21 protein-coding genes and 2 pseudogenes are annotated in these 25,183 nt (G+C 51.0%); 11 read left to right on the top strand and 12 right to left on the bottom strand.

From position 1 onward, the window contains the following. The first annotated feature begins 469 nt into the window (after positions 1-469). Positions 470-1,012 (top strand): hypothetical protein, encoded by a 543-nt coding sequence (locus tag ACSBQN_RS04970; RefSeq protein WP_024472906.1) that lies wholly within the window; start codon positions 470-472, stop codon positions 1,010-1,012. A 253-nt stretch (positions 1,013-1,265) separates the two neighbouring features. Here the strand turns inward: ACSBQN_RS04970 and ACSBQN_RS04965 are convergent, their stop codons facing one another. From ACSBQN_RS04965 to ACSBQN_RS04955, 3 genes are all read right to left on the bottom strand, one after another. Beyond that, positions 1,266-2,861 (bottom strand): MFS transporter, encoded by a 1,596-nt coding sequence (locus ACSBQN_RS04965; RefSeq protein ID WP_024472905.1) that lies wholly within the window; start codon positions 2,859-2,861, stop codon positions 1,266-1,268. Positions 2,862-2,933: 72 nt separating this feature from the next. Beyond that, positions 2,934-4,802 carry an amidohydrolase gene (locus tag ACSBQN_RS04960; protein WP_024472904.1) on the bottom strand — a complete coding sequence of 623 codons (1,869 nt, stop codon included), beginning with the start codon at positions 4,800-4,802 and terminating at the stop codon, positions 2,934-2,936. 108 nt (positions 4,803-4,910) lie between these two features. Continuing rightward, entirely contained in the window at positions 4,911-5,555 is a 645-nt protein-coding gene (locus ACSBQN_RS04955) for a hydrolase (RefSeq protein WP_024472903.1), read from the bottom strand. 835 nt (positions 5,556-6,390) lie between these two features. On the opposite strand from ACSBQN_RS04955, the gene ACSBQN_RS04950 reads away from it, so the two are divergent. After that, positions 6,391-7,260 carry a SpvB/TcaC N-terminal domain-containing protein gene (locus tag ACSBQN_RS04950; RefSeq protein ID WP_227989173.1) on the top strand — a complete coding sequence of 290 codons (870 nt, stop codon included), beginning with the start codon at positions 6,391-6,393 and terminating at the stop codon, positions 7,258-7,260. On the opposite strand, the pseudogene ACSBQN_RS04945 reads toward ACSBQN_RS04950, so the two are convergent. From ACSBQN_RS04945 to guaB, 4 genes and pseudogenes are all read right to left on the bottom strand, one after another. After that, a pseudogene (locus tag ACSBQN_RS04945) lies at positions 7,242-8,386 on the bottom strand (IS3 family transposase); the annotation flags it as partial. The gene ACSBQN_RS04950 and the pseudogene ACSBQN_RS04945 overlap by 19 nt on opposite strands. A 49-nt stretch (positions 8,387-8,435) precedes the next feature. Next, a pseudogene (locus ACSBQN_RS04940) lies at positions 8,436-8,735 on the bottom strand (Arm DNA-binding domain-containing protein); the annotation flags it as partial. A gap of 307 nt (positions 8,736-9,042) precedes the next feature. Then, positions 9,043-10,620: a glutamine-hydrolyzing GMP synthase gene (gene guaA / locus ACSBQN_RS04935; protein ID WP_004237402.1), complete on the bottom strand. Its 1,578-nt coding sequence runs from the start codon at positions 10,618-10,620 to the stop codon at positions 9,043-9,045. Positions 10,621-10,679: 59 nt separating this feature from the next. Continuing rightward, positions 10,680-12,146, bottom strand: coding sequence for an IMP dehydrogenase (gene guaB / locus ACSBQN_RS04930; protein WP_004237403.1), 1,467 nt, complete (start codon positions 12,144-12,146; stop codon positions 10,680-10,682). A 172-nt stretch (positions 12,147-12,318) separates the two neighbouring features. Between guaB and xseA the strand changes: the two genes are divergently transcribed. Beyond that, positions 12,319-13,695: an exodeoxyribonuclease VII large subunit gene (gene xseA, locus ACSBQN_RS04925; RefSeq protein WP_004239610.1), complete on the top strand. Its 1,377-nt coding sequence runs from the start codon at positions 12,319-12,321 to the stop codon at positions 13,693-13,695. A gap of 43 nt (positions 13,696-13,738) precedes the next feature. Here the strand turns inward: xseA and ACSBQN_RS04920 are convergent, their stop codons facing one another. Next, positions 13,739-15,772, bottom strand: a complete 2,034-nt coding sequence (locus ACSBQN_RS04920; RefSeq protein WP_354632808.1) for a S9 family peptidase — start codon at positions 15,770-15,772, stop codon at positions 13,739-13,741. A gap of 152 nt (positions 15,773-15,924) precedes the next feature. Here ACSBQN_RS04920 and ACSBQN_RS04915 point away from each other — a divergent pair, with 152 nt between their 5' ends. Next, entirely contained in the window at positions 15,925-16,473 is a 549-nt protein-coding gene (locus ACSBQN_RS04915; RefSeq protein ID WP_024475130.1) for an NADPH-dependent FMN reductase, read from the top strand. 18 nt (positions 16,474-16,491) lie between these two features. Here the strand turns inward: ACSBQN_RS04915 and ACSBQN_RS04910 are convergent, their stop codons facing one another. After that, positions 16,492-17,298, bottom strand: a complete 807-nt coding sequence (locus tag ACSBQN_RS04910; RefSeq protein ID WP_024475131.1) for an MBL fold metallo-hydrolase — start codon at positions 17,296-17,298, stop codon at positions 16,492-16,494. Between the two features lie 191 nt (positions 17,299-17,489). On the opposite strand from ACSBQN_RS04910, the gene ACSBQN_RS04905 reads away from it, so the two are divergent. The 4 genes from ACSBQN_RS04905 (at position 17,490) to ACSBQN_RS04890 (ending at position 20,769) form a co-directional block, all read left to right on the top strand. Further along, positions 17,490-17,948: a DUF6097 family protein gene (locus tag ACSBQN_RS04905; RefSeq protein ID WP_024475132.1), complete on the top strand. Its 459-nt coding sequence runs from the start codon at positions 17,490-17,492 to the stop codon at positions 17,946-17,948. Positions 17,949-18,076: 128 nt separating this feature from the next. Continuing rightward, a complete protein-coding gene (locus tag ACSBQN_RS04900) occupies positions 18,077-18,742 on the top strand; it encodes a response regulator (RefSeq protein WP_004239617.1) in 666 nt (221 codons plus the stop codon). Further along, positions 18,743-20,161, top strand: a complete 1,419-nt coding sequence (locus tag ACSBQN_RS04895; protein WP_036410209.1) for an ATP-binding protein — start codon at positions 18,743-18,745, stop codon at positions 20,159-20,161. 35 nt (positions 20,162-20,196) lie between these two features. Beyond that, positions 20,197-20,769, top strand: coding sequence for a cysteine hydrolase family protein (locus ACSBQN_RS04890; RefSeq protein ID WP_024475134.1), 573 nt, complete (start codon positions 20,197-20,199; stop codon positions 20,767-20,769). A 42-nt stretch (positions 20,770-20,811) separates the two neighbouring features. Here ACSBQN_RS04890 and ACSBQN_RS04885 read toward each other — a convergent pair whose 3' ends face one another. Together ACSBQN_RS04885 and ACSBQN_RS04880 are read right to left on the bottom strand one after the other, a co-directional pair. Further along, the gene (locus ACSBQN_RS04885; RefSeq protein ID WP_004237413.1) at positions 20,812-21,138 is read right to left on the bottom strand and encodes an AzlD domain-containing protein; all 327 of its coding nucleotides are present in this window, start codon (positions 21,136-21,138) and stop codon (positions 20,812-20,814) included. Further along, complete coding sequence (locus ACSBQN_RS04880; protein ID WP_004237414.1) at positions 21,138-21,800, bottom strand: AzlC family ABC transporter permease; 663 nt, start codon at positions 21,798-21,800, stop codon at positions 21,138-21,140. Before ACSBQN_RS04880 ends, ACSBQN_RS04885 begins: the two co-directional genes overlap by 1 nt. Before the next feature lie 106 nt (positions 21,801-21,906). Here ACSBQN_RS04880 and ACSBQN_RS04875 point away from each other — a divergent pair, with 106 nt between their 5' ends. From ACSBQN_RS04875 to ACSBQN_RS04865, 3 genes are all read left to right on the top strand, one after another. Continuing rightward, positions 21,907-22,464, top strand: a complete 558-nt coding sequence (locus ACSBQN_RS04875; protein ID WP_015422664.1) for a helix-turn-helix domain-containing protein — start codon at positions 21,907-21,909, stop codon at positions 22,462-22,464. Positions 22,465-22,607: 143 nt separating this feature from the next. Next, positions 22,608-23,180 carry an HdeD family acid-resistance protein gene (locus ACSBQN_RS04870; RefSeq protein ID WP_024475135.1) on the top strand — a complete coding sequence of 191 codons (573 nt, stop codon included), beginning with the start codon at positions 22,608-22,610 and terminating at the stop codon, positions 23,178-23,180. Positions 23,181-23,378: 198 nt separating this feature from the next. After that, entirely contained in the window at positions 23,379-24,662 is a 1,284-nt protein-coding gene (locus ACSBQN_RS04865) for a mechanosensitive ion channel family protein (RefSeq protein WP_036410213.1), read from the top strand. Here the strand turns inward: ACSBQN_RS04865 and ACSBQN_RS04860 are convergent. Then, complete coding sequence (locus tag ACSBQN_RS04860) at positions 24,639-25,175, bottom strand: DUF924 family protein (RefSeq protein WP_024475137.1); 537 nt, start codon at positions 25,173-25,175, stop codon at positions 24,639-24,641. The genes ACSBQN_RS04865 and ACSBQN_RS04860 overlap by 24 nt on opposite strands. Positions 25,176-25,183: the final 8 nt, after the last annotated feature.

Below are 25,183 nucleotides of genomic sequence, written 5' to 3'. Positions count from 1 at the left end.
ACACATTTCCGCAACCGAACTGAAACAATTCATCGGATGCTGCCAATCAGTTGATAATGCTTTATCACTGAAAGTATAACGCAACGCAATAAATTTAGTATCATACTGTTATTAATCAATTTTTGTCCTTGCAATACGATACTTTTCACAAAGCAGATCTGACATAAACACAACGATTATTTATTATAATTCTATCTTATTTTAAATAATAAGATTTATAATCCAAAAACCTCCTTTCAACCTCCCAAAAAGCAGTTTATCTGTTTTTTTTACTAAAAAAATGTGTCTGAGCGCAATTTTCATTTGCCTTAAGATCGGAAACCCAATAAATCACGCCTCAAATTGGTTTAACCCAAAATTCTCATACTGTCATCCGTAACGATACACGCGTGCCTGACACGCACCGGGTTTATTGCTGACACCGCAATAAGTCACATCATCGTATTACCTGAAAAGAATAAATATCACTATGGCTTACGCACATAAAAAGCACTTTAATAAAACATTATTGGCATTATTACTGACTTCACAAAGCACACCATCATTTTCCGCAATGGATTACGAAGTCTCAAAGATAAAAGATATTGGTCAGTCATCCGCCATGTCTGCTGATGGTAAAGTAATTGCCGGAACTTATGAAATCTCAAATGATAATTACCGCCCTTTTATTATTATTGATGGTAATGCAGCTGATCTGAGCAAATATACAGCCGGAAATAACAGTATTTATATCTCAGGCCTTTCAGCGGACGGTAATATCCCTGAGCAGCAGGCATTTGCCAGTGTCGCTTCCCTGGGTATTTCCGGTGACGGCAAGACCGTTATCGGCATTGCTGACGAAAAAGCTTTCCGCTTTAGCGGACAGGACAGTATTACATTATTAGATCCGTCAGAAACCGCAACATCCACCGCAAACGGCGTTAATTATGACGGCAGTGTAATTGTCGGCCGATTTATCAGCGGCAGCGGTCAGGCTCCGGTGATAAAGGCATGGTTTCACTGGGCACACTGAGAGAAGGTAATGCGGGCACATCCGGTGCTATAGCCAGAGTGTAAAACCCTATGCCCGTGCCGGTGTGAATTACTTTATCACGGAGAACTCCACTCTCCGCGGCGATATTGGTTATCACACTACGGATTACCGTAATGATGGTTTACAGGTTGGTCTCAGCTATTCATACCACTGGTAACCACTGTTTCAATTAATTAAAATCATCCGGCAATAATCATTTATTGCCGGATTTTTATTATCTGTACAACCTGTTTTATTTCTGTTTTTCCGTATCCGCAGAATATGAGAGATAATGCACAACCGTTTTGCTCCGGATAATGGCATTTAACTGACTGTCAATCCTGCGATCATCCGCGGTTGCCCGTTTATGCTGACGGTGATGTTCTGCCGGGGATGACACCATAAATGTCTCCATAAATTCATCCTGTGTGCCGGGAACTGAAAACAGCCCTCTGGAATAACCGCCATCCCGTAACCGGATCCGTTTTAATTGTTCCATCAGCGCAAAAAACTGCGCCTGATGTTCCGCATCCACTTTATACTGAATACACACCATCACCGGTTTTTTATCTTCCTCAGAATAAAACGGTAATTCCTCCGGCATTGTCAGATGTTCAGATGGTGATAAGTTGATGTTGTCGTGGTCAATTTTCACTTTCAGCACACATAACCAGACAACAAGAATACCGGCCGCCGCCGCAAGCAGCGCGATTGTTATTGATGTGTGTGAGGCAATCTGTCCCCAGATTAATGACCCCAGCGCCATTGACCCTGAGAATACTGTCAGATACAGCGCCAGCCCTCTTGCTCTGACCCAGTCCGGCAGTGCTGTCTGCGCTGACACCATCAGTGTGGACAGCGTGATCAGCCAGCTGAACCCGGCGATAATACTGCCGGCGATTGCCAGATATTTTGATGTGTTCACGGCAAAAATCACCAGCACAATAACCGTTCCGGCGGTCCCGGCGGTCACTAATATTCCGGTACTGAACCGGGCCCGCAGCGCAGATAAACTGAATGCCCCGGCAACCGCCCCGATACCGATACTGGTGGTTAAAATCCCGTATAACGTTGCATCCCCCCGAAGCGATACTCTGGCAACCAGCGGCAGCATCGCCCAGTACGCACTGGCGAACACAAAGAAGGCGGCGGCTCTGATAATAGTTTTAATCAATGCCGGACTATAACGGGCATAGCGCAGCCCGGAAATCATCGCGGCGACAACGGATTCCGCCGGTAAGGTATTTTCTTTGTGTTTCTCCCCTTTCCACCACCATACCGCCACAATAATGGCAATAAAGCTGAGTGTATTAAGCATAAAAGGAAGATAAAGCCCCACCTGCGAAATCAGCACACCGGCCAGTGCCGGGCCGATGGCGCGGCTGATATTAATCCCCATACTGTTCAGTGCGATCCCCGCTTTTAATTCATGCGGTGCCACAATTCCCGGGACAATCGCCTGCCATGCCGGGCCTAAAAAAGCCGCCCCGGATCCGAGAATAAAGGTAATTAACAATAACCAGCCGATACTGACCACATTGAAATAAACCAGAACAGCCAGTAATGCAGCGGCAAAGAACATCATGATATTGACAAAAATAAGCAGCTTGCGCTTATCGAAAATATCGGCAATCGCCCCGGCCGGTAAGGCCAATAAAAAGACCGGCAGTGTGGTCATCGCCTGAATGGTGGCAATCATGACAGGATCAGGACTCAGATTTGTCATCAGCCATCCCGCACCGACATCATTCATCCATGTTCCGATGTTAGAAAATAATGTCGCCATCCATAACACAAAAAATATACGGTTACGCAGCGGCGACCAGGCTGATGATTGCGGATTAGTCATGTGAATATGATCTCCGGTTTAATATGGCCGGTGTTTTACCACCAGCCACAGTATTAACATGTACAGCGATAATTAAAATGCAAAACAGGAACAGCCCAGCGCGCCCCAGAAGGCATTATCATCCGCAACCGGCACAGACGATTTACGGGCGATATCATGCTGGTGTCCGTGAACATGACACGAACCGCAGCACTGATGTAACTGATTCAGGATCGCGGCTTTATTTTCCTGCTGTAAATAAGAGTAGTGTCCGGGCACTTTAATAACCGGTGACCAGTCAGGTAATACCGGAATTGACGGCGGTGCCAGCGGCCCGAAAATACCGTTGCCGTAAACAACCTCGCCGTTTACCACCGTCAGCAGGGATTCAATCGCTTTAATTTCCGCTTCCGGTACACGGAAATAATCGTCAGATAAGGCAATAAAATCCGCAAACTGTCCTGATTTAATCTGCCCTTTTTTACCCTGTTCATCAGAGAACCAGGAGCTGCCGATAGTCCATAACGCCAATGCGGTATCTCTGTCTAACCGGTTATTGTCGTCATACATCTTCATGCCGCCGACTGTCCGGCCCGACACCAGCCAGTAAAGCGCTGTCCACGGGTTATAACTGGCCACGCGCGTCGCATCCGTTCCCAGACCGACCGGCACCTCTGTGTTCAGCATTTTTGCCACCGGCGGTGTGTGTTTCACCGCTTCATGACCATAGCGGTCCGCAAAGTATTCACCCTGGAATGCCATACGATGCTGAATTGCCAATCCGCCGCCCAGCGCTTTTACCCGTTCAATATTTCGTTCACTGATGGTTTCCGCATGATCGAAAAACCAGTGCAGGCCGTTAAACGGGATCTCTTTATTTACTTTTTCAAACACATCCAGCATACGGCTGATGGATTGATCATAAGTGGCATGCAGACGGAACGGCCAGCGGTGCTCAACCAGGTGGCGGATCACCGCTTCCAGCTCTGCATCCATATTGTCCGGCAGATCCGGTCTCGGTTGCAGGAAATCCTCAAAATCAGCCGCAGAGAATACCAGCATCTCCCCCGCACCATTGTGACGGAAAAAATCGGTTCCCTCTCCCGGCGACACCATCGATGTCCATTCGCGGAAGTCCTCCAGCTCCTGTTTCGGGCGCTGGGTAAATAAGTTATAGGCGATACGGATAGTCAGCTGATTCTGTTTTGCCAGCTCCGCGATCACCTCATAATCTTCCGGATAGTTCTGGAATCCGCCCCCGGCATCAATCGCACTGGTTACCCCGAGACGGTTAAGTTCGCGCATAAACTGACGGGTGGAGTTAACCTGATAATCCAGCGGCAGCTTCGGGCCTTTCGCCAGCGCGGAATACAGCAGCATGGCATTGGGTTTTGCAATCAGCATCCCGGTCGGATTACCGTGCTCATCCCGCTGAATTTCACCGCCCGGCGGGTTCGGGGTATCTCTGGTATAACCGATCACACGCAGTGCCGCTTTATTCAGCAGCGCACTGTCATAAAGATGCAGCACAAAAACCGGGGTATCAGGTGAAACCGCATTAATTTCGTCTAATGTCGGCATCCGTCTTTCGGCAAACTGAAATTCACTCCAGCCACCCACAACGCGGACCCACTGCGGCACCGGCGTCACATCAGCCTGTGCTTTTAACATCGCCAGGGCATCCGATAATGACGGCACCCCTTCCCAGCGCAATTCGAGGTTATAATTCAGTCCGCCGCGGATAAGATGAAGGTGCGAGTCATTCAGGCCGGGAATAATTACCTGCCCTTTAAGATCAATAATCTCTGTTTCTTCATTCCGGAACTGCATAACTTCATCGTTGGTTCCGACAGCAATAAATTTGCCGTCACGGACAGCAACGGCCTGAGCAACGGGATTTTCACGATCGAGTGTATGAATATCACCGTTGATAAATATTTTTGATGCGAAGCGTTTATTCATGATGATGTGTTTCCTGTTTATGAGGAACTCACTGCTTATCAAAATACTGTTGCGGCAAGCGGTATAGGAAAAAATAACCGGAGAGTGACCTCTCCGGTTATTACGCTGTTACTTAATAACGCGCTGAGGTGCTTTATGAACCATAGTATAGGCGTAATCGACACCCATACCGTAAGCACCGCTGTGCTCCTGAACCAGCCCCATCACTGCATCATAGGTTTCTTTGCGGGACCAGTCGCGCTGGTACTCCAGCAATACCTGCTGCCAGGTCACAGGAATCGCCCCGGCCTGCACCATACGGTCAATGGAACGTTCATGTGCATCAACTGACGTACCGCCGGATGCATCAGTCACAATATAAACTTCATAGCCTGCTTCAATCGCCATTAAGGTCGGGAAATTCAGGCAGACTTCTGTCCATAATGCCGCCATCACTAATTTTTTACGTCCGGTGGCTTTAACGGCTTCGACAAATTTCGGGTCTTCCCATGAGTTCATGGAGGTACGTTCGATAGGTTTTGATTCAGGGTGGACGGCGAGTAATTCAGGCCAGATATATCCGCTGAAACTTTCTGTTTCAACGGAGGTATAAATTGTCGGCACATTGAAAATTTTTGCTGCTTTTGCCAGGCCAACAGTATTATTTTTCAGTTGCTGGCGGTCAATATTTGCCACACCAAAGGCCATTTGCGGCTGATGATCAATAAGAATAACGGCAGAATTTTGCGGATTTAACAGTTCTAATTTAGACATAATGTGTTCCTGTTCAATTGGTTAAATTGATAAAAATAAATATTAATCTTGCTCACTGACAGGAAACATAATAGGCCGGCACCGGATAATGACCAGAGGCCAAATTTGACTTTAGAAGTCAAAAAAAATGAACGACATTTGTTATCTGTTGATTACGTTATTTTTTTATGCTGATATTTGCAAAACAGATAGCAACATATTTGTTAAACCGAAACAATATATTCATATTGATTTAACCAAAAACAGCAAATAACCCCTGCCCGCCTTATTCCTTCGGTATTAATACTGTCTTCTTTTTACACTACTTACCGCTTCCGTTTTTCCATTTATGTTTTCGATTGAAAATGAAACATCAATAGCTCTGCGGGCTGGCTTTGTCCGCTTCCCCTAAAATGGAACAACTATAATTAGATTTTCTGCTCTGAAAACAGCAGAAATCATGATGAAGAAGGCACGTTTTACCGGGTCGCAGATTGTCAGTATTTTAAAACCGGCTGATTCCGGCATCAGAAATATCTGTGCCCAAATGGGTAATCCGCGCACAATCACCTCAACAACCGGACGGCTACGAAGGCTAATATAATAATCAGGTTTCGATCGTGCAGATTTTACCTGTGGCGATTCACAGAGAAGCGGCTCCCTGCCTGTAGCATGAATCGGCGGGTATCAGCCGGATAAGAGCCGGCTTTTAACCGACTCGTTAAGGAGTCAGAATTATGCAGTATTCCAAAAATATACGATTAGACCCCCCTCACTACCAAAAGGTGGTGGTGCTATCACCAACATTGGGGGGAAGATAGGCGCTGTCGGGCCTGATGGCGCAGCGACACTCTCATTGCCTCTGCCGATTACAGCAGGAAGAGGCTATTCTCCTTCTATTAGCCTCAATTACAGTAATCAGGCAGGCAACGGGCCTTTTGGTATCGGCTGGTTTATTGGACTACCTTCGATTAGCCGCCGCACTCATATTGGGGTTCCAACCTATGGACCTGCGGATGAGTTTGTTGCGCCTGATGGTGAGGTGTTAGTACCTTTATCAGATGACAAAGCTAATCTTGTTGTTGAATCCAGGGAGACTCTGTTAGAAACAACTCTGAATACTACTTTCAATGTAACGACTTACCGTTCCAGAGTAGAACATGATTTTAGCCGTTTTGAATATTGGCAACCTGAAGAGGGTGAAAATGCAAATGATTTTTGGGTATGTTACAGCCCTGATGGCCAGGCCCATTTGCTGGGCTATGAATCACAAGCACGGGCAGAAGCCTCTGCCGATAATACTCATACAGCACAATGGTTACTTAATGCGTCTGTATCTGCAACCGGCGAACAAATTTGGTATTTATGGCAATCGGAAAACGACGATAATTGCAGTTTTGAAGAAAAAAGTGCGCACACAAACGCGACTGCTCAGCGTTACTTAAGCGAAGTCTATTACGGTAATCTGAAGGCCGGACGCACGTTTCCCTGTTTAAACGGGCAAGATGCACTTAACGCTGGTTGGCTGTTTATTCTCATCTTTGACTATGGAACACGCAGCACCACCGTCACTGACGTTCCCGGATTTACCGCTTCTGCGCAATGGCCTTGTCGCCGGGACTGCTTCTCTGACTATAGTTATGGTTCCGATCTTCGTACCCGGCGACTATGCCGCCAAATTCTGATTGAATCGCCACGGATAATCCAGACACTTCTGAGCCGTTGATAATACTGGTTTTCATATTCTGTCGGTGACATCTGATTGCTCGAACCATGCCGACGCTTACTGTTATAAAACATTTCGATGTAATCAAAAATATCGCTGCGGGCTTCTTCCCGCGTTCCGTAGATCTTTTTCTTTATCCGTTCGCGTTTCAGCAACTGGAAAAAGCTTTCTGCAACCGCATTATCGTGACAGTTACCGCGACGGCTCATGCTGCCCTCCAGGCCGTGTGATTTCAGGAACGACTGCCACTCATGGCTTGTGTACTGACTGCCCTGATCTGAATGAACCAGCACCTGTTTTAGAGGATTACGTCACCATATGGCCATCAGAAGCGCATTCAAGACAATGTCCTTTATCATCCGGGATTGCATTGACCAGCCGATAATTTTGCGTGAGAACAGATCAACAACCACGGCAAGATACAGCCAGCCTTCGTGGGTCCTGATGTAAGTTATGTCCGTTACCCAACGCTCATCCGGAGCATCCGGATTGAACTGTCGCTGGAGCCTGTTGGGCGATACGATACTGACCTCGCCTTTGTGTGCCCGCGGGCTCCGGTACCCGACCTGAGCCTTTATCCCGACACGATTCATCAGTCGCCAGACTCTGTTCACTCCGCACTGTTGCCCGCTATCCCGCAAGTCCAGATGGATCTTGCGATAACCATAAACGCAACCGGACTCCAGCCAGAACTGTTTGATCTGTCCCGTCAGTCTCAGATCTACCTGGTGGCGCTGAGAATACGGTTGCTTAAACCAGGCGTAAAAGCCACTGGGATGTACATCCAGCCCCCTGCAGAGCAGACGAACAGGCCAGCAACGGGAATTGTCACGAATAAAGGCGTATCTCAGTCGGACAGCTTTGCGAAGTACGCCGCGGCTTTTTTTAATATGTCACGTTCGTCAGTAACCCGCTTCAGCTCCTTCTGGAGCCGGCGGATCTCGGTCTGAGCATCTGACTGCTCTTTATTAGTGGATGAGTCCGGACCGTACTTCTTTATCCAGGCGTAAAGGCTGTGGGTGGTGATATCGAGACGTGTTGCAACGCTGGAAACAGAATGACCGCGATCAATAACCTGCTTGACTGCTTCAATTTTAAACTCTTCGGGATAACGTTTACCGCTCATGGGCACCTCTCTTTAAGTCATCTTAAATGACTCTGAGGTGTCTGTTAAACCCGTGGCGATTCACATCTTTGATACGCGCTTTATCTCTGGCTTTTTCCCTCGCTGGCGATCTTCCACCGGCAACCATTTTTTTGGCTTCATTGAGCCGTTCACGCGCTTCTGCAAGCGTGATCCCTCCCACACCATAGCGGCCAAAAGTAACGGTCTCCTGTCTTCCGTTTATTGAATAGTTATAACGAAATGAGATCGTTCCAGCCGGAGTGACCGCAACATACAGACCATCACGGTCATTAACTTTATAGAGTTCCTCCTTCGGCTTAAGGTGACGCAGCCTGGTGTCAGTCAACATGGTTTATTGTTTTCCTTTATCAAAAAATACCATGTTGTAAAAAATCCAGAAAAGTTGTTTAACTCTCTGTTTTTAATTAAGTTATAAAAAACAAATACCATAACTCAACCGAAATTTATTACATGGTACTTTTTCAAACCTGAATTCAAAACCAGAGAGTACCATCAAAAATTCCATTGAAAAAACCGTGCTTCCCGTTGCTAACAGCTGCCGGAAAGTGCCAGACACAAAAACAAAAAAGCCCGCAGTTACGCGGGCTTAGAGGTACTTTACTGCTTTTACGTGCAGGCTGTTGCCAGACGCGAAATCATTCCCACTCAATCGTCGCCGGTGGCTTGCCGCTGACGTCGTACACGACACGGGAAATGCCGTCGACTTCATTGATGATGCGGTTGGAGACGCGGCCTAACAGGTCGTATGGCAGATGTGCCCAGTGAGCAGTCATAAAGTCGATGGTTTCGACTGCGCGCAGTGAGACAACCCAGTCGTATTTACGGCCGTCGCCCATGACACCGACAGAACGTACCGGCAGGAAGACAGTGAATGCCTGGCTGACTTTGTGGTACAGATCCGCTTTGTGCAGCTCTTCGATAAAGATAGCATCAGCACGGCGCAGGATGTCGCAGTACTCTTTTTTCACTTCACCCAGTACGCGGACACCCAGACCAGGGCCCGGGAACGGATGGCGGTACAGCATATCGTACGGCAGACCCAGCTGCAGACCGATACGGCGGACTTCGTCTTTAAACAGTTCGCGCAGCGGCTCAACCAGACCCAGTTCCATATCTTCCGGCAGGCCGCCGACGTTATGGTGAGATTTGATCACATGAGCTTTACCGGTTTCAGATGCAGCAGATTCAATCACATCCGGATAGATGGTGCCCTGTGCCAGCCATTTGACCTGCTTCTGTTTTGATGCTTCTTCATCAAAAATTTCAATGAATGTATGGCCGATAGCTTTACGTTTGGCTTCCGGATCCGCAATGCCTTTCAGGGCATTCAGGAAACGGTCTTCCGCTTTGGCGTGGATGATATTGAGGTCAAATTTGCCCGCAAACATCTCCATAACCTGCTCTGCTTCGTTCAGGCGCAGTAAGCCGTTATCCACGAATACACAGGTCAGGCGCTTGCCGATAGCGCGGTTTAACAGCATGGCAGTCACGGATGAATCCACGCCGCCGGAGAGTGCCAGGATGACATGGTCATCACCAATCTGCTCGCGCAGACGGATAACGGTGTCTTCGATAATGGCTTCCGGGGTCCACAGCGCTTCACACTGGCAGATATCCAGCACGAAACGTTTGAGGATTTCCTGGCCCTGGTGAGTATGGGTCACTTCCGGGTGGAACTGCACGCCGTAGAAACGTTTTTCGTCGTTTGCCATGATCGCAAACGGACAGGTTTCGGTGCTGGCGACAGTCACGAAATCAGACGGGATAGCAGTGACTTTATCACCGTGACTCATCCACACATCCAGCAGCGGCTTGCCGTTGTCATCCAGCATATCCTGAATACCGCGGAACAGTTCGCAGGTCTCGCGGATTTCAACCTGTGCATAACCAAACTCGCGTTCGTCAGAGGTTTCCACTGCGCCGCCGAGCTGCATAGACATGGTCTGCATGCCGTAGCAGATGCCGAGGACAGGCACACCGGCGCTGAAGACATATTCAGGTGCGCGCGGGCTGTTGTGTTCAGTGGTGCTTTCCGGGCCGCCGGAGAGAATAATACCGTTCGGATTGAAATTACGGATCTGTTCTTCAGTGACATCCCATGCCCACAGTTCACAATAAACGCCGATTTCACGGATACGGCGCGCGATCAGCTGAGTGTACTGCGATCCAAAGTCGAGGATAAGAATGCGGTGCTGATGAATATTCGTTGTCATTAATGTATGTTCCAAGAGCAAACAATTATAGGCTGGCGGTCCGCAGACCGCCGCATGAATCAGAGACCTGAACGGTAGTTTGGTGCTTCTTTGGTGATAGTCACATCATGAACGTGACTTTCCTGAATCCCGGCACCACTGATACGGACAAACTCTGCTTTAGTATTCAGTTCATGAATAGTTGCACAACCGGTCAGTCCCATGCAAGAGCGCAGGCCGCCCATTTGCTGATGAACGATGGTTTTCAGCACACCTTTGTAAGCCACACGGCCTTCGATACCTTCCGGCACCAGTTTGTCAGCGGCGTTATCGGTCTGGAAGTAACGGTCAGAAGAACCTTTGGACATCGCACCGAGCGAACCCATACCACGGTAAGATTTGTAAGCACGACCCTGATAGAGTTCCACTTCACCCGGAGATTCCTCAGTACCGGCGAACATCGAACCGACCATCACACATGCCGCACCGGCTGCCAGCGCTTTCGCGATATCACCGGAGAAACGGATACCGCCATCAGCGATCACCGGAATGCCGGTGCCTTCCAGTGCCTCAACAGCATCAGAAATAGCGGTTAACTGTGGTACACCCACGCCGGTTACGATACGGGTGGTACAGATAGAACCGGGGCCGATACCCACTTTTACTGCGCTGACACCGGCTGCCGCCAGAGCTTTCGCACCTTCGGCTGTGGCGACGTTACCGCCGATGATTTCGAGATCAGGGTATTTTTCACGGGTTTCACGGATGCGCTGTAACACGCCTTCGGAATGACCGTGAGAGGAGTCGATTAACAGAACGTCCACACCGGCAGCCACCAGCGCATCAACACGCTCTTCGTTACCGGCACCGGCACCGACTGCCGCACCGACACGCAGACGACCGTGCTCATCTTTACAGGCGTTTGGTTTGCGCTCTGCTTTCTGGAAATCTTTTACGGTGATCATGCCGAGCAGATGGAAGGAATCATCCACCACCAGCGCTTTTTCCACGCGGCGCTCGTGCATTTTTTTCAGAACCACTTCGCGGGCTTCGCCTTCACGGACGGTCACCAGACGCTCTTTCGGGGTCATAACGGCAGTCACCGGCTGATCCAGGTCAGTCACGAAACGCACATCACGGCCGGTGATGATACCGACTAATTCGTTATCGGTAGTGACCACCGGGTAACCGGCAAAGCCGTTCTGCTCAGTCAGGGTCTGAACTTCGCGCAGTGTGGTGCACGGAGTAACAGTCTGCGGATCAGAAACCACGCCGCTTTCATGTTTTTTCACACGGCGGACTTCATCAGCCTGACGCTCAATGGACATATTTTTGTGAATAAAACCGATGCCGCCTTCCTGAGCAAGAGCAATCGCCAGACGGGCTTCCGTTACGGTATCCATCGCCGCCGAGATCATCGGGACGTTCAGACGGATTTTCGCGGTGAGTTGTGTCGATAAATCGGCAGTGTTGGGCAGAACTGTGGAGTGTGCAGGAACTAAGAGAACATCATCAAAGGTTAAAGCTTCTTTTTTAATACGTAACATGTGCAATATCTCACCAGGCAGCAGGATTGAAAGAAGATAAAATATTGCCGCGGCATTATACAGGTGGTAATCGGTTGCGCCTAGCCTTTTTTTCAAAAATTCGTTGCTAATCTGTCAGAAGGCGGTAGTATCGGACAATTAAGTCCTTGTTTTATTATTTGATCTGGCTCACATGTTGCTACCTGAAAATACCGCAATTTTTACTGTTACCCGGTTAAATACGACTGTCCGGCAGTTACTCGAGCTGGAAATGGGCCGGATTTGGATCAGCGCGGAGATCTCCAACTTTTCGCGTCCGTCTTCCGGTCACTGGTATTTTACCCTGAAAGATGAAAAATCCCAGGTGCGGGCAGCTATGTTCCGCGGCAACAACAGCCGTGTGACATTTGCGCCGCAGAACGGGCAGCAGGTGCTGGTACGTGCCGCGATCACGCTGTATGAACCGCGCGGGGATTATCAGCTGATTGTTGAATCCATGCAACCTGCCGGTGAAGGTCTGCTTCAGCAGCAGTTTGAGCTGCTGAAAGAGAAACTGAAAGCCGAAGGACTGTTTGATACTCATCTGAAAAAACCGCTGCCGGTACCTGCCACCTGTGTGGGCGTGGTGACATCCGCCACCGGGGCCGCTCTTCACGATATTCTGAATATTCTGCGCCGCCGTGACCCGTCACTGCCGGTGATTATCTACCCCGCTCAGGTTCAGGGTACTGATGCACCAGCACAGATTGTCCGTGCAATTGAAACCGCTAACCGCCGTAATGAGTGTGATGTGCTGATTGTCGGGCGCGGCGGCGGTTCACTGGAAGATTTGTGGAGTTTCAATGATGAGCGGGTAGCGCGGGCGATTTTTGCCAGCCGCCTGCCAGTGATCAGTGCTGTCGGCCATGAAACGGATATCACTATTGCCGATTTTGTCGCGGATTTACGGGCACCAACGCCGTCTGCGGCGGCAGAACTGGTCAGCCGGGACCTGACAGAGCGCCTGCGGCAGATCCAGTCAGTACAACAACGGCTGGAAATGGCGATGGATTATTTTATTGCCCGAAAACAGCGGTTGTTCAGCCAGTTACATCACCGGTTACAGCAGCAGCATCCGCAATTGCGTCTGGCGCGCCAGCAACAGCTGATTCAGCGCCTGGAACAACGGCTGATTCAGGCCGGACAGCTTATGCTGACTCAAAAGTCCCGTCAGCTGACACAGACAGAGCAGCGTCTGATGCGCCGGGATCCGCGCCCGCAACTGCAACAGCAGCAGCGCCATATTCAGCAGTTGCAGTACCGTCTCTCCTCTGCCATGCGTGAACAGCTCAGTCAGCAGCGCGAACGGTTTGCCCGTCTCTGCTCAACCCTCGAGGGTGTCAGCCCGCTGGCAACACTCAGCCGGGGCTTCAGTATCAGCCAGACAGACAGCGGTGAAGTGCTGAACAAAACCCATCAGGTAAAAGTCGGGCAAAAAATCACCACGCTGTTACAGGATGGCAGTGTGGAGAGTGAAATTATCGCCGTGCACAAAAAAGCGGCTGCCCGTAAACGGAAAGCCGCTGAGTAATATCAGGTTTACCGGTGACATTGTCACACATTAAGTGACAGTGTCACGATTCCTGTTGTTCATCCACCATCAGCAGGAACACATAACCGAGCGCCACATCCCACAAATAGTTGAACCGCCCTGACTTACCGCCGTGTCCCGCTTCCATATCGGTATAGAGCAGCAGATTATCATCCGTCTTCAGTTTCCGCAGTTTTGCCACCCATTTTGCCGGTTCCCAGTACTGGACCTGAGAATCATGCAGGCCACTGGTCACCAGCATATTCGGGTAGGCTTTCGCCTCAATGTTATCATACGGGCTGTAGGCACGGATATCCCGGTAAGCGGATTCATTTTCCGGGTTGCCCCACTCGTCATATTCGCCGGTGGTCAGCGGAATGGACGGATCCGACATGGTAGTCAGTGCATCCACAAACGGCACCTGTGTCACGATACCGCGATACAGTTCCGGTGCCTGATTAATCACCGCCCCCATCAGCAACCCGCCTGCACTGCCGCCGGTAGCGTAGATCCGGTTTTCAGCACCATAACGCCGGGCAATCAGTTCGCGTGTCACATCCACAAAATCATTAAAACTGTTGATTTTATGCTGCATCTTTCCGGCATTGTACCAGCGTTTACCCAGCTCACCACCGCCGCGGATATGCGCCTGAGCATAAACAAAACCGCGATCCAGCAGGCTCAGCCGGTTGGTGTCGAAATCCGGATCCATACTGGCACCATACGCGCCATAACCTTCAATCAGCAAAGGATTAAATCCCTGCTGATAGTGATCTTTATGCCAGACCAGCGAAACCGGCACCTGCACGCCGTCACGGGCGGTGATCCAAATTCGTTCACTGTGATAATTATCCCGCTGAAAACCGTTTACCTGTGCCTGTTTCAGCAGTGTCCGTTCCCCGCTGACCATATTCAGCTCATACACCGATGCCGGTGTGGTCATCGAGGTATAACCGTAGCGCAGCAACTGACTGTCCGGCTCCGGATTCAGCCCGAGCCACGCGCAGTAAGCGCCATCATCAAACGCAACCTGTGTTTCTTTCCCGCTCTGCCGGTGAATAATGCGGATCTGCGGCAGCGCGGCGTGCCGTTCCTGTAATACCAGCCAGTCACGGAACAGCGTGAAATCTTCCAGATCGGTATCCGGCTGCGGTGCAATCAGAGTTTGCCACGGATTTTCCGGCGCCTCCGTCTGGTAGAGGCCAAACAGTTCGTTTTCATGGTCAGAGCGGATATAAAACTGACCATCCAGATGATCGACGTGATACTCACGCCCGTCCTGACGCGGCGAGAAACAGACCGGCGGCTGTAACGGTGCATTGGCATTGATAAGCTGAACTTCGGAGGTTACCGGGCTGTGGCAGCCGATAAAAATCCATTCACGGGAGGATGATAGGGATAACCCGGTATAAAAACGGTCATCGTCCTCGCGGTATACCAGTTCATCCTGTGTGGTATCTGTGCCGAAACGGTGGCGATATACCTCGAACGGCAGCAATGTCTGCGGATCCTGACGGACATAAAACAGAACCGAACCGTCGGCTGACCAGACCAGATCGTCGGCCACTTTTGTCAGTACGGATTCCTGCCAGTGGTCATTGGTCAGATCACGGTAAGCCACCTGATATTCACGGCGGCCGACTTTATCCTCCGCAATCGCAATACGGCGGTTATCCGCACTGACCGCCAGAGACACCAGCTCATAATAGGCCAGCCCCTGTGCCCGTTCATTGCCGTCCGCCAGCACTTCCCACTGGCTGCTGTTTATTTTACGCCGCTCATACAGCGGATACTCTTTGCCCGCCTCAAACCGGGTGCGGTAAACATAACCGTTGTAACTGTATGGCGCGGATTCATCCGCCTGCGGCATGCGGGCGACCATCTCCTCATACAGCGCTTCGCGCAGCGGCTCTGCGGACTGCAATTTCTGCTGTGTATAGCGGTTTTCATCCGTCAGATACTGAATCACCTGCGGATCACTGCGGGTATCATCCCGCAGCCAGTAATAGTTATCCGTCCGGGTTTCACCATGTGCAGTGAACTGTACCGGGCGTTCCGGGGCTTGCGGGATAGTCATTCCGGCTCCTGATGAGATCTTTTTTTGTTGTGATGTCATAGAAATTTACTAAATTTTGCTCTCTGTTCCGCGATTCCGCACTATGATAGTAACGTTTTCATTTGTTTTATTGCTTATTCATCACCGGGTTTTCACCGGTTCAGGAGGTTACAATGAAACAGTACCGCGTTGCTGTTGTTGTCGGTTCACTGCGTGAGCAGAGTTACAACCGTCAGCTGGCGCATGCTCTGGTCTCTCTTTTCCCCGCACACATTCAGTGCGAATTTGTCAGTATCGGCTCACTGCCGCTCTATAATCAGGACTGTGATGCACAGCCGCCTGCTGAGGTGCTGGCATTCAAACAGCAGATTTCACAGGCTGACGGCGTGATTTTTGTTACGCCGGAGTATAACCGTTCTATTCCCGGTGTGCTGAAAAACGCACTGGATCAGGGCTCCCGTCCGTGGGGACAAAACAGCTGGGACAGCAAACCGGCCGCCGTGATCGGTACCTCCGCCGGGGCGATGGGTACCGCTATGGCACAGCAGCATCTGCGCAATGTGCTGGCATTTCTGAATATGCCGACACTCAATCAGCCGGAAATGTACCTGCAATGGTATGACGGCATGATCGGCGAAAACGGTAAATTCAGTGAAAAAACCGGTGCGTTTGTGCAGAAATGGGCAGATGCATATGTCCGTTTCCTGGAAGCGCACGGCTGATAACCCCGCCGGGCAGACTCAGCGGAATGTCAGCTGCTGCCCGGTATTAAAATCGTCCGCATTCAGGGCCTGACGCCCTCTGGCACCGGTACAGTGACAGCCGTACACCCGGGTTTGCGGATCCACAGCCTCCTGTGCGCGGCGCAGTGCTGCCGGTGTTGCCCGGCGCAGATGCAGCCCGCCGACCACCGCCTGCACCGGTGCATTATCTGTCAGGGCACGCGCATGCTGTATCACTGACTCAATGCCTGAATGGCTGCATCCGGTGATAATCACAATCCCCTCCTCCCCGTGCCAGATCAGAAAACTGTCGTCACGGACATAGTCCGCCTCCCCGTTACTGAGCAGTACCCCGTAACGGCGCACCACGGCCCGCTGCATTATTTCTCCGGCGAACAGAAAGCGGGATGAGATGGCATACGGTTTTTCCGTCAGCACGAACTGATAGTCACGGCGTAGTGTTTCTTCACAAAATAACGGAGATAACCGCCTGAATTTCAGCGGGTAACTGCCCAGCCACAATGCGGCCCGGCGCGGCTCGAAAATATGCGGGTGTGCAATCACCTTCAGCGCCGACGGCAGATTATGCCGTTCTGTACGGGTTAATCCGCCGAAATGGTCATAATGACCGTGTGACAACACCACCGCATCAATATTTTCCAGTGAAATCCCCAGTGCCTGTGCATTGCGGATATAAGTATCATCCGCGCCCGTGTCAAACAACAACGAAGTTTCCCCGTCCTCCAGCAACAGGCTGAGACCGGCGTGAGAATCCAGTTTCGGGTCAGTATTCGTATTTTCCAGTAGTGCGGTGATGCGTAACATGGATGATAATCCCTGAAAGATAAATGTATTCTGCCGTTATATATAACACAGTGTTTTCCGCTATAACGTATCTGTATTGTACCGCAGAGCGCAGATTATGATTTAATTCAGGTAATGTTAATAAATCAGCATGACCCGGCTGTAAAATTGTTAAATAATAGCCGGCCGACACAGACTTTCAGGAGTTCCGCATGGGAATTATTACCGCTTTTGCAAAAAGCATCGATAACAGTCAGCTTTTACGTCTTTTGCATCAGCAAATAGAGAAACAGAATGCGCCGGTAGCCTGCCGTGACGATCTGGACGATCAGCTCACCGATATCGCCGCCTATATGCACGATGAAGATTATCCCGCCCTGGCAAAACGCCGCAAAAAGGTGAATATGCTGACCGGGTTACTCGCCCTGCCGGTATTACTCTTCTCCCTGCTGCTGTTTTCACAGAAGATTATTGATGCCCTGTCACTGAATATCGACATCAGCTATTTATCCCTGACCCTGCTGGACTACAGCCTGACCTATATCTGGGCCGTATTTATTTATGCCGCCGTGTTGTTCGGCACCATTTTTTATTTTTATTTCCTGCAAAAACAGACAGAAAAATATGCCGGTCACCTGATTGATGATTTTATAAACCGGATATCACATTAAGCGGGATTGATTAAGGGTACATTAAGCCCCGTTGCCACAATAATTTGCCTGCGTTGTCACAGTAATCGTCAATGCTATACTGCAATCCGCTTTTACAGAGAGCCCGCTTTTACAGAAAGAGAGGAAACGTGCAAATTCTATTAGTCGAAGACGATTTACAATTAGGCAAAGCACTGTGCCGGGGACTGGAACTGGCCGGTTTTCGTGTGTGCTGGCTGCGTTTACTGGCCGATGCCCGTAAGCGGCTGACAGAACAGCATTTTGACCTGATGCTGCTGGATCTGGGGTTACCGGACGGCGACGGGTTTGACTCTCTGGTGGAGTGGCGCAACAGCGGGGAACAAATCCCGATTATTATTATGACCGCCCGTAATCAGCGTGATCATCTGGTCAATTCCCTCGATTCAGGGGCGGATGACTTTATTTCCAAACCGGTTGAGCTGCCGGAATTAATTTCCCGCGTTAAAGCGGTTTCCCGCCGTATTGCCGGTTTTTCCTCACAGTTATGGAAAGTGGATAATATCACCCTTAACCCGATGAACCATCAGGTGACACTGAATGACGAGTTATTACTGCTCTCCGGCAAAGAGTATCAGCTGTTATATGAATTAATGCGCAATACCGGTAATGTGGTGCGCAAGCATGAGCTGGAGCAGCGTTTATTCGGACTGGACGATAAAATCGAAAGTAATTCCCTGGAAGTGCATATCCATAATCTGCGCCGCAAAATCGGTAAAGAGAAAGTGATTACCGTCCGCGGAATCGGCTATCTGCTGAAAAAGGACAGCGAATAAGTGAGAATCCGCTCATTCTTTGTTTATACCGTTCTCCTTCAGACCTTCTCAATGCTCCTGCTGTGGGGCGTCTGGATCGCCTGGCTGAAATACGCCTATCTGCCCGGTTTAAGTGAAGATTTTAATGCCCAGCAGATGGTGATTGCCCGTGGTGTCTCTGACACGCTGCGGGAAACCCCCACGGATTCCGCTACCTTCCCGCAGATTGCCCGCGCCCTGGAGAGTATGTACGCCAATGCGATGAAAAGCGGCCTGGAAGAGGAAAATTATGATCCGCTGGTCGCCATTCTGCACAGTACAACAGGTGAAGTGCTGTACAGTAATAAACCGGATGTTCATATTCCGCTGAAACCGGACGGAATCGAGCGTTTCACCGAGGACGGCGAAACCTGGTATCTTGCTTATAATACCGACCCCGATATGCAGCGCACCGCGGTTATCGGGGAATCCGGCACTGACCGTCATATGCTGATCGGCGACCCGGCAACCGGCACCGCCGTCCCGCTGCTGTTTATTCTCGGCACCATGCTCTCATCCACGATTATCACCACCTATCTCAGCCTGCGCCCGCTGCGTGAAACCACCCGCAGTATCGCCACCCGTAACCCCGGCAACCTGACACCCATCAGCATGAAATATCAGTACAATGAAATGCGTCCGGTACTGCATGCCATTAACCAGCTGATGCAGCGGGTGGATGCCGCCAATCTGCGGGAAAAACAGTTTATGGCAGATGCCGCTCATGAACTGCGTACGCCGATTGCCGCCGTACTGGCACAAATTCATCTGCTCAAACAGATTGATGACCCGGCGGAGCGCAACGAAATAACCGCTGATATGGAAATCAGTCTGGATCGCGCGGTATCACTGTCACGGCAGCTGATTGATCTGGCCCGGCTGGAAACGGAAGATTATCCGCTGAAAATGGAAGAGATCGACCTGACCCAGGCGCTGAGTCATACCATTGCCATGCTGGTGCCCTACGCCCTGCGCAAAAATATTGAGTTTTCCTTCGACGGCCCGGAAAGCTGCATTGTTGTCAGCGATAAACAGGCACTGTTCTCCATCATCAACAATATTCTGAATAATGCTGTGAAATACTGCCCGCCGGACAGTCAGGCAGAAGTCTCACTGGACACAGGCAACCCGGAGGAAGTACAGATTATTATCCGTGATAACGGCAACGGCATCAGTGAGCAGTACAGGCACCGCCTGTTCTCGCGCTTTTTCCGTGTGCCGGGCTGCAGTGAGAACGGCAGCGGTCTCGGTCTTGCCATTGCACAGAATCTGGCGGAAAAAATCGGCGGTTATCTCTCCGTCACCGACGGATTGCAGCAGCGCGGTATCGGGTTTGTGATCCACATTCCGGCAAAAAACCGTGAAATTTCCGCTGCTTCCCATGACAGTTCTGAAACATAAGGCTATGCTGAAAAAAGTCAGAACAGGAGGGACAGATGAAACAGGCACTGATTATTATCGACCTTATTAATGACATTACCGGCAAACACGGGCTTTCCAACGCCTGCCATGAGCAGACTGCCGCCCGTAACCTGATTGCGGCCACACGGGAAACCGCCCGTCAGGCGCGGCAGCGGGATATTCCCGTGGTGTGGGTGCGGGTCGGGTTTGCGGATGACTGGCATGATATCCCCGCCGGATCACCGATGTTTCAGCGGGCAAAAGAGATTGGTGCCCTGAAACTGAGCGGCAGCGGTTGTGACTGGGCAGACGGTACGGATGTACAGAAAGAGGATATCTGTTTTGTGAAGAAAGGCGTCAGTGCCTTTGCGGGAAATGATTTGCTGATCTGGCTGCGCAAAGCCGGGATTGAACATCTTGTTCTGGCCGGTGTCAGCACGGTGATGGCGATTCAGAGTACCGCGCGTTATGCCCACGACAGCGGGTTTTATGTCTCGGTAGCGGAGGATTTGTGTGCCGCACCGACAGCGGAGCTGCACCAGATAAGTCTGGAGATGCTCCGCCCGATGGCAGCTATCACCACATCTGCTGCCTGGCTGGCACAATAACCTTTTATTATCCGCGCAGTGATACTGCGCGGATCTCTCTGTTTACCACAGCGACAGCAGATAACGCAGCAGCGCAGTCACAATCGCGGCAGCCAGCACAATCACCAGAAACGGCTTTTTATACCACGTCAGTATTCCCGCAACCGCCACCCCGGCCATTTTCGGCCAGTCTGATAATTCCTGTCCGCTGAAAATCGTCATCGTTACCGCCACAGCAAACAGAATGACAATCGCCCCCGTGGAAAGCAGATTTTTAACGTGTGACGACACCGAGAAACGCCCGCTGAGCAGCGCCCCGGACGCCCGCATGGCATACGTACCGACCGCCAGCAGCGCGATCCCCGTCAGAATGGATAATGTATCCGGCATTACGCTCTCCTCAGGCTGACCACCAGCCCCAGCAGTGATAACAACACCGGGATCCCCGGCGGTAAAAATGGCGTTGCCGCCAGGGCAATCACCGCTCCCAGCAGCGCAGCGCGGCGTGTTTTCGCCTCACGCAGTGCAGGCAGGCACAATGCCAGGATAATCGCCGGGAACATGGCATCCAGCCCCAGCGCTTTGGTATCCACAATAAAGGTACCGAGAAACTCACCGATGATCGTCCCCAGCGGCCAGCACAGAAAAATCCCCAGCCCGCACAGCCAGAATGCGGCTTTCTGTTTGTCTTTCTGTTTTTCCGCCAGACCGAACACCACACTCTCATCATTAAGAATATGGAAACCCAGCAGCTTTTTCGGGCCTTTACCGGCAAGGTCGTGCACCGCAAGGCTGAACGGCACATGACGGGCATTCACCAGCAACCCGGCCAGCGCCGCAGACACCGGACTGCCACCGGCCGCCACAACGCCGATAAACAGAAACTCTGACGCCCCTGCCAGCACAACCAGGGACAATGTCAGCGGTACCCAGAGCGGAAAACCGTTGGCATGCGCCAGCGCCCCGTAGGAAACGCCGACAATTAAATCCGCCACACAAACCAGCAAAATATTGCGGATCATGGCATTATCGAGTGGAATAGCGAGTTTCATTGCGATAGACTTATAAATTGAACGATACGTTCATTATGTCGAACGGCTTGAATTACGCAAGTGTTAATTCCGGGTTATTTCCGTTAACCAGCAGAGAGTGTATTTTATGGATTCACCTATCACCCCGCCCCTGCAGATCATGGCTGTCAGGCTGACCGAAGAGCGTCAGCGCCAGGGACGTTCTATCGCTGATGTCGCGCGCAGTGCCGGTATTGCAAAATCCACACTGTCGCAGCTGGAATCGGCGCAGGGAAATCCGGGAATCGAAACACTGTGGTCGCTCTGTGTGGCGCTGAATATCCCGTTTGCCAGTCTGTTTGAAACCCCGAAAAGCCGGGTAACCGTGCTGCGGCGCGGGGAAGGCATTCAGGTCAGTGCTGAGAATGCGTATTACCACGCTTTTCTGCTCTCTTCCGCTTCTGCGGTTAACCGCCGTGACCTGTACACCATCACCGCCCAGCCCGGCAAAGACCGCGTGTCTGAGCCGCATATGGCACAGGTTACCGAACATATCCTGCTGATGACCGGCAGTGCCGTCGTCGGTACCCTTGATGAGCCCGCCACACTTTTGCCCGGCGACTATATTTCCTACCCCGGCGATGTCCCGCATATTTTTAAGGCGCTGGAGCCCGATACCACGGCAGTCATGATTATTGAGCACTGATTTTACGCATTTGGTATTCACAAATGCTTACTTATCGCAAATAATGTAAAGTGAAGTTTATCATTTCGGGTATATTCCGCATCCGGTATCAGGCTGCCCTGCATGCTCTGATACCGCTGTAACGGGCTTACTAAGGAAAAACCATGCTTGATTTTAACCGTCAGAATTTAACTCATATGACAGCCGATGCCCTGAAAAAACAACGGGGCTACCTGTGGATCATCGCCATTCTTCTGCTGGCCGGTGGTGTGGCCTGTCTGATGAATCCGCTGATATCCGGTGTGACTCTCAGCTATATTATCGGGGGGCTTCTCCTGATAAACGGGATCTCCATGTTATTTGTGACACTCAGCAGCCGGCTCTACAGCGGCGGCAGTAAGCTGTTTTCCGTTCTGGTTGCGGTCGCCTATCTCCTTCTGGGTTATGTGTTCCTGACCGAACCGCTCACCGGGATGCTCAGCCTCGCAATTCTGCTCGCCATTCTGTTTATTGCCGGCGGGATCCTGCGTCTGGGTTCTGGTCTGCGTCAGATGTCTCAGGCTCGCGGCTGGCTGAACATTATCATCGGCCTGCTGGATCTGTTTATCGCTTACCTGCTGGTCGGTAACGGCCCGATTGTATCTGTCACCCTGATTGCGACCCTGGTCGGTATTGAACTGCTGTTCAGCTCTTTTGGTCTGATCGCCGCCGCCTCTGTCCTGAAAAAGAATAATTAACCGCATCCGGTGGCGCGGGCAAATAATTTACCGCGCCACATCCCCCTTTTTTCTGTTTTTTCCGCTTTTCCCGCATCTTTACATACCCTTTCAGTACCCGTGCCTGAAAAATGGTACAGTATTCAATGTGATCCCATTTTTAACATTTTGCTGCTCACTAAGGAGTCTGTAAAAACTACGTCACAGGAGACATTTTTTATGGAGCAACAACTGCGGTTATGGCTGCAACAACAATTTGAACTCAGTAATGACTACGCCTCATGGGCGGCCATTACCGGGGTTATTGTCCTTATTCTGGCTATCGCTGTTATTCTGCATCTTACCCTGCACAAAGGCCTTCTGCCGTATATTGAACGCCGCACCGGTGGTACTCAGCGTCCGTGGGGCGCGTTAATTACCCGCACCCGGCTGTTTAACCGGTTTGCCTTTCTGATTCAGGGGATAGTGTTTAATATTCAGGCGCTGATCTGGCTGGGACGCGGCTCTGCCGCACAGGAGATCCTCACGACCGGCGCACAGGCATGGTGTCTGTTGTTCGGCATGCTGCTGCTGTTTTCCGTGATGGACATTCTTCAGAACCTCTCCCGCCATACCCCGTCTCTGAGCCGCCTTCCGCTGCGCGGCGTGATGCAGAGCCTGAAACTGATTATCGCGGTGCTCTTCAGTATCCTGATTATTTCGCTGCTGATAGGAAAATCCCCGCTGATTTTACTGAGCGGACTCGGTGCCATGACCGCCGTGCTGATGCTGGTCTTTAAAGACCCGATCATGGGACTGGTAGCCGGTATTCAGTTATCGGTCAATGACATGCTTAATGTCGGGGACTGGCTGGAGATGCCGAAATACGGCGCGGACGGTGCTGTGACGGATATCGGGCTGACGACGGTCAAAGTGCAGAACTGGGATAATACCATTACCACTATCCCGACTTACGCCCTGATTTCCGACTCCTTCAAAAACTGGCAGGGAATGACGGCATCCGGCGGACGGCGCATCAAACGCAGTATGAACCTGGATACCACCAGCATCCGTTTTCTGACCGATGAAGAGATCAGCCGGCTGCGGCAATCAAACCTGATAGCCGGGTATATCGATGCCAAATTACAGGAAATCGCAGAATACAATGCGCAGGAACCCGGAGATACCCTGCTCAACCAGCGGCGGCTGACCAATATCGGGACATTCCGTGCGTATGCGGAGGCGTACATCAAAGCCAGTCCGCATATTCACAAGAAGATGACCACCATGGTGCGCCAGCTGGCACCCACACCGGACGGGCTGCCGGTGGAAATCTACGCCTTCACCAATGTGACGGCGTGGATAAGCTATGAGCAAATCCAGTCCGATATTTTTGATCACCTGTTCGCGATCCTGCCGCAATTCTGGCTGCGGGTACATCAGACACCAACGGGCTTTGATATGCGCGGTATTGCAGCCCATTTCGCCCGTGAATGTGAATCAGAACGCCGAGCCGGGCTGTAACAGGAACTCCGCCTCTTCCGGGGTGGAGTGCCGCCCCAGAATCTCATTGCGGTGCGGGTAACGGCCGAAGCGGTCAATGATCGCTTTGTGCCGCCGCTCAAAATCCTCTGTGCTCTCATCGAGCCCTTTAAACAACAGTTCCGCCTGCTGATGGATCAGTGCGGATTCTGAATGCATATACGGCATCAGCACAAACTTGCGCTGAACCGGAGGCAATTGCAGATAATCCGGTGTTTTCACCGCTTCCTGCGCCAGCACCAGTGCCATCGGGTCCTGTGCAAATGACCGCGCGTCACCACGCCAGAGATTACGGGAAAACTGATCCAGCACGAGGATCTCCGCCAGACGTCCGCCGATGTGTGCCCGCCAGCTGAAACATTCTCCGGCAGCTGCCTGCTCCCATACCTTAAGAAAACGGCGGCGGATCAGGTCATCAAACTGTGTGTCTTTCTTAAACCATTGTTCCGGTGTGGCTTCATTAAACCAAAAATCCAGAATCTGTTGTGCTTCCATTGTCAGTC

Source organism: Morganella sp. B601 (assembly GCF_051172335.1).
GTDB classification, from domain to species: Bacteria; Pseudomonadota; Gammaproteobacteria; order Enterobacterales; family Enterobacteriaceae; genus Morganella; species Morganella morganii.
This window is presented reverse-complemented; position numbering and strand designations above follow the sequence as displayed.

What these genes read in the sequence shown, in the direction of transcription:
- ACSBQN_RS04970 (WP_024472906.1), top strand. Translation starts at nt 470, where the DNA reads ATGGCTTACGCACATAAAAAGCACTTTAATAAAACATTATTGGCATTA.
- ACSBQN_RS04965 (WP_024472905.1), bottom strand. Translation starts at nt 2,861, where the DNA reads ATGACTAATCCGCAATCATCAGCCTGGTCGCCGCTGCGTAACCGTATA.
- ACSBQN_RS04960 (WP_024472904.1), bottom strand. Translation starts at nt 4,802, where the DNA reads ATGAATAAACGCTTCGCATCAAAAATATTTATCAACGGTGATATTCAT.
- ACSBQN_RS04955 (WP_024472903.1), bottom strand. Translation starts at nt 5,555, where the DNA reads ATGTCTAAATTAGAACTGTTAAATCCGCAAAATTCTGCCGTTATTCTT.
- guaA (WP_004237402.1), bottom strand. Translation starts at nt 10,620, where the DNA reads ATGACAACGAATATTCATCAGCACCGCATTCTTATCCTCGACTTTGGA.
- guaB (WP_004237403.1), bottom strand. Translation starts at nt 12,146, where the DNA reads ATGTTACGTATTAAAAAAGAAGCTTTAACCTTTGATGATGTTCTCTTA.
- xseA (WP_004239610.1), top strand. Translation starts at nt 12,319, where the DNA reads ATGTTGCTACCTGAAAATACCGCAATTTTTACTGTTACCCGGTTAAAT.
- ACSBQN_RS04920 (WP_354632808.1), bottom strand. Translation starts at nt 15,772, where the DNA reads ATGACTATCCCGCAAGCCCCGGAACGCCCGGTACAGTTCACTGCACAT.
- ACSBQN_RS04915 (WP_024475130.1), top strand. Translation starts at nt 15,925, where the DNA reads ATGAAACAGTACCGCGTTGCTGTTGTTGTCGGTTCACTGCGTGAGCAG.
- ACSBQN_RS04910 (WP_024475131.1), bottom strand. Translation starts at nt 17,298, where the DNA reads ATGTTACGCATCACCGCACTACTGGAAAATACGAATACTGACCCGAAA.
- ACSBQN_RS04905 (WP_024475132.1), top strand. Translation starts at nt 17,490, where the DNA reads ATGGGAATTATTACCGCTTTTGCAAAAAGCATCGATAACAGTCAGCTT.
- ACSBQN_RS04890 (WP_024475134.1), top strand. Translation starts at nt 20,197, where the DNA reads ATGAAACAGGCACTGATTATTATCGACCTTATTAATGACATTACCGGC.
- ACSBQN_RS04885 (WP_004237413.1), bottom strand. Translation starts at nt 21,138, where the DNA reads ATGCCGGATACATTATCCATTCTGACGGGGATCGCGCTGCTGGCGGTC.
- ACSBQN_RS04880 (WP_004237414.1), bottom strand. Translation starts at nt 21,800, where the DNA reads ATGAAACTCGCTATTCCACTCGATAATGCCATGATCCGCAATATTTTG.
- ACSBQN_RS04875 (WP_015422664.1), top strand. Translation starts at nt 21,907, where the DNA reads ATGGATTCACCTATCACCCCGCCCCTGCAGATCATGGCTGTCAGGCTG.
- ACSBQN_RS04870 (WP_024475135.1), top strand. Translation starts at nt 22,608, where the DNA reads ATGCTTGATTTTAACCGTCAGAATTTAACTCATATGACAGCCGATGCC.
- ACSBQN_RS04865 (WP_036410213.1), top strand. Translation starts at nt 23,379, where the DNA reads ATGGAGCAACAACTGCGGTTATGGCTGCAACAACAATTTGAACTCAGT.
- ACSBQN_RS04860 (WP_024475137.1), bottom strand. Translation starts at nt 25,175, where the DNA reads ATGGAAGCACAACAGATTCTGGATTTTTGGTTTAATGAAGCCACACCG.